Source organism: Micrococcus sp. MS-ASIII-49, from assembly GCF_000946635.1.
Lineage (GTDB): Bacteria > Actinomycetota > Actinomycetes > Actinomycetales > Micrococcaceae > Micrococcus > Micrococcus luteus.
On the sequence record NZ_JXSP01000092.1, the window covers coordinates 1 to 6,333 of the forward strand.

The window sequence follows — 6,333 nt, forward strand, 5'->3', positions numbered from 1 at the left end:
CGCGGATCAGCGGCGCACCGCGATCAGCACGCCCGTGCCGGAGGGGACGACGGCGGACAGCCAGTGCTCGTCCTCCCGGATGAGGCGGTCCACCGCCCGGGCGGACACGGTGGACTCGTCGCGCACGGCGGGCCGGGGAACGCGGTCCCCGTCGAGGGCGTCCACCACGACGAGCACGCCGCCGGGGGCGAGCATGCGCGCGGCCTGCTCGACGTCGAACTGACGCGCGGCCGGGTCCCCGTCCACCAGGACCATCTCGTAGGCGCCGCTCGTGAGCCGGGGGAGGACGAGCCGGGAGTGCCCCGTGATCATGCGGGTGCGGCTCGTGGGCAGGCGGGCCTCCGAGAACGCCTCGCGGGCCGCACGCTGGGCCTCCGCGTCCGGATCGACGGTGGTGAGGACCGTGCGCTCGGGCAGACCGCGCATCAGGGCGAGGCCCGAGACGCCGGCGCCCGTGCCCACCTCCACGACCGCCGCGGGGGCACGCGTGGCCGCCAGCACCGTCAACAGGGCCGCCGTCCCCTCGCTCACCGGCGGCACGTCCAGCTCGGCGGCGCGCTCGCGGGCGCGCAGGACGACGTCGTCCTCGGTGGCCCGGCTCTCCGACCAGGCCCAGGACGCGTGCTTGTCGGTGGGCTGGGGCTGCAGGGCGCTCATGGGTGACTCCGGGACGACGACGGCGGGACCTCGCCCGCGGCACGGGCGACGCGGGCCAGTGTACGGGTCGGCACGCGGCCGCGACCCAGAGTTCTCCCAGGAGGCGGGCCGATGATGGGAGATGGCACGAACCGGCTCCCGCCATGTGGGAGGCCGTTCGCCGGGCCGAGGACGCGAGGACCGAGGAGGTGGCCGCATGGGACGTCGACACACCCAGCGCCACATGGACGCCTACCTCGAGGGCGCCCTCCCCGCCGCGTCCCGGGCGCGCATCGCCCGCCACCTGGACCGCTGCCCCGAGTGCCGCGCCACGGTCCAGGCCCGGGCCCGCGTGCTCGACGCCGCCCGCACGGTGCACCAGCGTCCGGCGGGCGCCGTCGTCGCCCCGGTGCTGCGCGCCCGCGGCGTCTCCGGCCGCCTCGTGGTGGGGCTGCTCACCTTCGTCGTCCTGCTCGGCGGGCTGTTCACCGCGGTCTGGGTGGCCGGCGCGCCCCGCGCCACGGCCGTGCGCACGGCCCCGACCCCGACGGACACCGTCGCCCTGCCGGCAGCCGGGACCGCGTCGACGGACCGGCGCGGCACCGTCGCGGAGCTGCGGGGTCAGGGCTGGACGGTGCCCTCCCTCGTGGGGGCCGGCCTGGAGCCGCTCACCGTGGACACCGCCCAGACGGCCGAGGACGTGGAGGTCGTCGTCGGCTGGGGTCGGGACGAGCCGACCGTGACCGTCCGCGAGTGCCGACCCCGGATCGTGGGAGCCGCCCCGGAGGGCTGTGCCTCGACCGCGCCCCTGAGCACGGGGGCGCAGGAGCGTCGACTGGCCGGCGGCGGCGTCTACCGGATCGTCCCGGCGGGGGGCGAGGACGGCTGGACGGCCGAGCTGACCACGCCGCAGGCCGCCTACCGCGTGGAGGCCACCCTGCCGGACGAGCGCGCGGACGCGGTCCTCACCCACCTGCTGGTCTCCGAGCGGGCACGGGTGCTCGAGCTGGGCGGCGGAGACGCCGTCGAGGAGCGCCTGGAGCGAGGCCTCGAACGCATCGCGGACGCCGTGCCCCGCCCCCGCGGCTGAGCCGCCCCGCCCCCGCGGCTCCGGGCTGTGGGGCGGTGCCGCTCTAGTAGAGTTCGGAGGGTGTTAGGTATCAACGGCAGCGAGTTCATCATCTTGGCGGTGCTCGCGATCGTCATCCTCGGGCCGGAGAAGCTCCCCGAGTACACGCGCGCCTTCACCGACTGGCTGCGCGTCATGCGCGACAAGGCCGAGGGTGCCAAGGCGCAGTTCAAGGAGGAGACCGGCACGGACTTCGACGAGGTGGACTGGCGCAAGTACGACCCCCGCCAGTACGACCCGCGCCGCATCATCCGCGACGCGCTCCGCGAGCCCGCCGACGGCTCGTCCACGCCCGCGTCCCGGGCGGCGCAGGCGACGGGCATCAGCGCCGAGGACGTGCACGGCGGCCTCACCCACCAGGACCTGGCGGACATGGATCCGCGGACGCTCTTCCGCCGCCCCGCCGGGGGCGGCAGCACCGCCGCCGCGGAGTCCGTCGCCGCCGCGCAGACCCGGTCGACCGCGCCCGCCGCCGGGGCGGCCGCCGTGGGCGGCGCCGCCGCAGCCCTGATGGCCTCCGGCCGCGCCGAGGCCCTCGCCGAGGAGCGTCCTGCCGCCGTCGAGACCGAGCCGGACCCCCTCGAGCTGCTCGGGCTGGCGCCCGCCCCCTTCGACGTCGACGCGACCTGACGCCGTCGCGCGCGCCGGGGGCCCTGACCGGGGCGCCGGCCCCCGAGGTCAGCGGGGGGTGACCGGCAGGCGCCGCCCGGCCAGCCCGCGCGGCCGCACGGCCAGCCGCTGCGCGATCTGCGTCAGCGCCCGGCCCGCGGGGCTCTCCGGCGCGGACATCACTACGGGTTCGCCGGCGTCGCCGCCCGCGCGCAGCGCCGGGTCCAGGGGGACGGTGCCCAGCAGCGGCACCTGCGTGTCCAGCGCTCCGGACAGCCGCTCCGCCACCTCGGCGCCGCCGCCGGTCCCGAACACATCCAGGACGGTGCCGTCCGGCAGGGTCATCGGCCCCATGTTCTCCACGACCCCGGCCACGGTCTGGCCCGTCTGCTCCGCCAGCTGACCGGCGCGCGCGGCCACCTGCGCGGCGGCGTGCTGCGGCGTGGTCACCACGAGCAGCTCCGAGGCGGGCAGCAGCTGCGCCGTCGAGATCGCGATGTCCCCGGTGCCCGGGGGCAGGTCCACGAGCAGGACGTCCAGGTCGCCCCAGTGCACGTCCGTGACGAACTGTTCGAGCGCGCGGTGCAGCATCGGCCCGCGCCAGGCCACCGGCCGGTCCGCGTCGAGGAACATGCCGATCGAGATGACCTTCACGTCCCGCACCACGGGGGGCAGGATCATCCGGTCCAGCTTCGTCGGGGTGCCGGTCACGCCCAGGAGCCCGGGGATGGAGTAGCCGTGCACGTCCGCGTCGATCAGGCCGACGGCGAGTCCGCGCGCGGCGAGCGCGACCGCGAGGTTGGCCGTGACCGAGGACTTGCCCACGCCGCCCTTGCCCGAGGCCACCGCGAGGACGCGCGTGAGCGTGTCCTTCCCGAACGGGTTCGTCGGCCGGGCCGCGCGCAGGGCGTCCTGCAGCGCCAGGCGGCGCTCGGGCTCCATCACCCCGACGCGGACGTCCACGGACCCGCAGCCGGGTACGTCGGCGACGGCGGCGGCCACGTCCGTCTGGATCGTCCCGCGCAGGGGGCACGCGGCGATCGTGAGCAGCACCGCGACCTCGACGACGCCCGGGGCGGTCTCCACGACCGACTCCACCATGCCGAGGTCGGTGATCGGGCGGCGGATCTCGGGGTCCTGGACCGTGGCGAGCCGCTCCAGCACCCGGCGCTCGAGGTCGGTGCGGACCTCGGGCACGGGCAGGCCCAGGGCGCTCATCGGCCGCCCCCGTCCACCGGGCCCGCACCGCCGGCGGGGCCGGTCACCGGACCGGACCCCCCGGCCTCGCGGGCCTCCTGGGCCTCCTGCGCCGCGAGGGTGGCGAGCGTGGTGGTCGTGGGCTCGGCGCCGGCGTCGCCGCGCCGCGCATCCCGGCCGCGGCCCTTGGTCTTCTTGTTCTTGCGGGGCTGGGCCTCGGCGCCCGGGAGGCCGGCGCGCAGCTCCTCCCGGATCTCCTCCCGGATCTCCTCCCGCAGCTCGGCGCGCAGCGCCTCGCGGAGGTCGTCCCTGAGGTCGTCCTGGACGCCGCGCAGCTCGCCGCGCACGAAGTCGCGCGTGGCGACCTCCTGGACGGCCAGCCGCAGACCGGCGATCTCGCGGGTGAGGAACTCGGTGTCGGCGAGGTTGCGCTCGGCGCGGTCACGGTCCTCGCGCAGCGCGACCCTGTCCCGGTCGTCCTGGCGGTTCTGCGCCAGCAGGAGCAGGGGTGCGGCGTAGGACGCCTGGAGGGAGAGCATGAGCGTGAGCGCGGTGAAGCCGAGCTCGGCGGAGTCGAACCGCCACTCCATCGGGCCGAACGTGTTCCAGCCCAGCCAGGCGGCGCAGAACAGCGTCATCCAGACGAGGAACTGCGGGGTGCCCATGAAGCGGGCGATGCCCTCGGTGGCCTCGCCGAAGGCGTCCGGGTTCGGGGCCAGTCGGGGCACGCGGCGCCCGCTGGCGCTCAGCGGGGTGTCCAGGCCGGTGCCGCGGCCCGGGCGCAGGTATCGCGCGGTCTGGGTCATGCTCACACCTCCGGTGTCGTGCGGCGGCGGGCCGCGGGGGTCAGGTTGCGGGGCGGGTCTCGGCGTCGTCGAGGTCCATGGCCCGCCAGTCGTCGGGCAGGATGTGGTCGAGCAGGTCGTCCACGCTCACGGCCCCGACGACGCGGTCCTGCTCGTTCACCACGGGGATGCACGTGAGGTTGTAGGTCGCGAGCTCGCGGGTCACGTGGGCGATGGGGGCGAGGTCCGAGACGGCCTCGAGATCCTTGTCCATGATGTTGCCGATCGCCTCCGGCGGCGGGTACCGCAGCAGGCGCTGGAAGTGGACGACGCCGAGGAACCGGCCCGTCGGCGTCTCCAACGGCGGCCGGGCCACGATCACGAGCGAGGCCAGCGCGGGGGAGATCTCCTGCTGTCGGATGGTCGCCATGGCCTCGGCCACGGTGGCCTCCGGGGGGAGGATGACCGGCACGGGGGTCATGAGCGAGCCCGCCGTGCCCTCCTCGTACTCGAGCAGGCGCCGGACGTCCTCGGCGTCCTCCGGCTCCATGCGTTCGAGCAGCAGCTCCTGCTGGGAGTCGGGCAGCTCGTGGAGCAGGTCCGCCGCGTCGTCCGGGTCCATCTCCTCCAGGACGTCGGCGGCGCGGTCGATGTCCAGCTGGGAGAGGATCTGCACCTGGTCGTCGTCGGGCAGCTCCTGGAGCACGTCCGCGAGGCGTTCGTTCTGCAGCTCCCTGGCGACCTCGACGCGGCGCTTCTCCGACATGTCGTGGAGCATGTCCGCCAGGTCGGCGGGCTTGAGGTCCTCGTGCGCGGCGAGGAAGCTCGTGGCCCCCTGCGGGTCGGCCTGCGCCGTCCAGCGGGCCTCGTCCCAGTTCAGCAGGAGGTGCTCGCCCCGCTGGGCGCGGCCGAAGGGGCCGCGGCCGACGATGCGGCGCACGTACAGGTCCGAGACCAGCCAGTCGCCGTTGCGCTGCTGCTCCAGCCCGATGTCCTCCAGGAAGGCCTCGCCCGACCCGTCGGAGAGGCGCACCTTCCGGTCGAAGAGGTCGGCGGCCACCATCTGCTCGGCGCCACGGCGGGAGAACCGGCGCAGGTTGATCAGCCCGGTCGTGATGATCCGGCCCGAGTCCATGGACGTCACCCGCGTCATCGGGACGAAGACGCGCTTCTTGCCGGGGACCTCGATCACGAGGCCGGTGGCGAACGGGGCTGCGGCGGGGCCGCGGTCCAGCACGACGACGTCGCGCAGCCGTCCCAGGCGGTCGCCGAGGGGGTCGAAGACGTCCAGGCCCAGCAGGCGGGCCACGAAGATCTTGGGGGAGCTCACCGACCCAGCCTACGGCGTGCCGGACCGCGGCTCCGTGTCCGCGTACGGCGGACCGCCGCCCGCCCGGGCGCCGGGCCGGGCACAATGGGTCCATGTCGTTCATGATGTCCAACCCTCAGCCCGGCGCCGAGCAGGGCCTGCCCCGCGGAGAGCTGCTGGCCACCTACGCCACCTACGCGCAGGCGCGCGAGCAGGTGGACCGCCTCGCCGCCACGGACTTCCCCGTGAGCGCCGTGTCGATCGTGGGCAAGGACCTGCGGGTCGTGGAGCGGGTGCGCGGCCGGCTGAACTACGCCCAGGTGGCGTTGTCCGCGGGTGTGCGCGGCGTGTTCTTCGGCGGACTGATCGGCATGTTCCTCTACCTGCTGGCCCCCGAGGCCGGCCCGGGGCAGATCCTCACCTCCATGCTGCTGGGCCTGGCGGTGTGGCTGATCTTCGGCGTGATCGGCTTCGCGATGCGTCGGGGCCAGCACGGCTTCGCGTCCTCGCAGGCCGTCGTGCCGACGGCCTTCGACCTCGTGGTCGCGTTCGACCACGCCGCCCGCGCCCGCCAGGAGCTGGGCCTGGGCGGTGCCGCGGCCCCGACGCCGCAGCCGGCCCCGCAGCCGGCGCCCGCCCCCGCCGCGGAGGAGGCCGGGGGCGGGTTT

Annotated in this window: 7 protein-coding genes; 3 read left to right on the top strand and 4 right to left on the bottom strand. The window is 75.6% G+C overall.

The window, feature by feature from the left end; genetic code table 11:
* Positions 1-6: 6 nt before the first annotated feature.
* On the bottom strand, positions 7-657 hold the full coding sequence (locus tag SJ20_RS06855; RefSeq protein ID WP_044659406.1) for an O-methyltransferase: 651 nt from the start codon (positions 655-657) through the stop codon (positions 7-9).
* 196 nt (positions 658-853) lie between these two features.
* Here SJ20_RS06855 and SJ20_RS06860 point away from each other — a divergent pair, with 196 nt between their 5' ends.
* On the top strand, positions 854-1,726 hold the full coding sequence (locus tag SJ20_RS06860; protein ID WP_036316484.1) for a zf-HC2 domain-containing protein: 873 nt from the start codon (positions 854-856) through the stop codon (positions 1,724-1,726).
* A gap of 60 nt (positions 1,727-1,786) precedes the next feature.
* The gene (locus SJ20_RS06865; protein ID WP_036316486.1) at positions 1,787-2,395 is read left to right on the top strand and encodes a protein translocase TatA; all 609 of its coding nucleotides are present in this window, start codon (positions 1,787-1,789) and stop codon (positions 2,393-2,395) included.
* Between the two features lie 48 nt (positions 2,396-2,443).
* On the opposite strand, the gene SJ20_RS06870 is transcribed toward SJ20_RS06865, so the two are convergent.
* The 3 genes from SJ20_RS06870 to SJ20_RS06880 are packed head-to-tail and all read right to left on the bottom strand — an operon-like array spanning position 2,444 to position 5,686.
* Positions 2,444-3,592, bottom strand: a complete 1,149-nt coding sequence (locus tag SJ20_RS06870) for an Mrp/NBP35 family ATP-binding protein (RefSeq protein WP_044659407.1) — start codon at positions 3,590-3,592, stop codon at positions 2,444-2,446.
* Complete coding sequence (locus SJ20_RS06875; protein ID WP_044659408.1) at positions 3,589-4,377, bottom strand: DUF1003 domain-containing protein; 789 nt, start codon at positions 4,375-4,377, stop codon at positions 3,589-3,591. The genes SJ20_RS06870 and SJ20_RS06875 overlap by 4 nt, the downstream gene beginning before the upstream one ends.
* A 40-nt stretch (positions 4,378-4,417) precedes the next feature.
* Entirely contained in the window at positions 4,418-5,686 is a 1,269-nt protein-coding gene (locus SJ20_RS06880; RefSeq protein ID WP_010080556.1) for a magnesium transporter MgtE N-terminal domain-containing protein, read from the bottom strand.
* A gap of 92 nt (positions 5,687-5,778) precedes the next feature.
* Between SJ20_RS06880 and SJ20_RS06885 the strand changes: the two genes are divergently transcribed.
* On the top strand, positions 5,779-6,333 hold a 555-nt coding region (locus SJ20_RS06885; RefSeq protein WP_044659409.1), incomplete at its 3' end, for a general stress protein.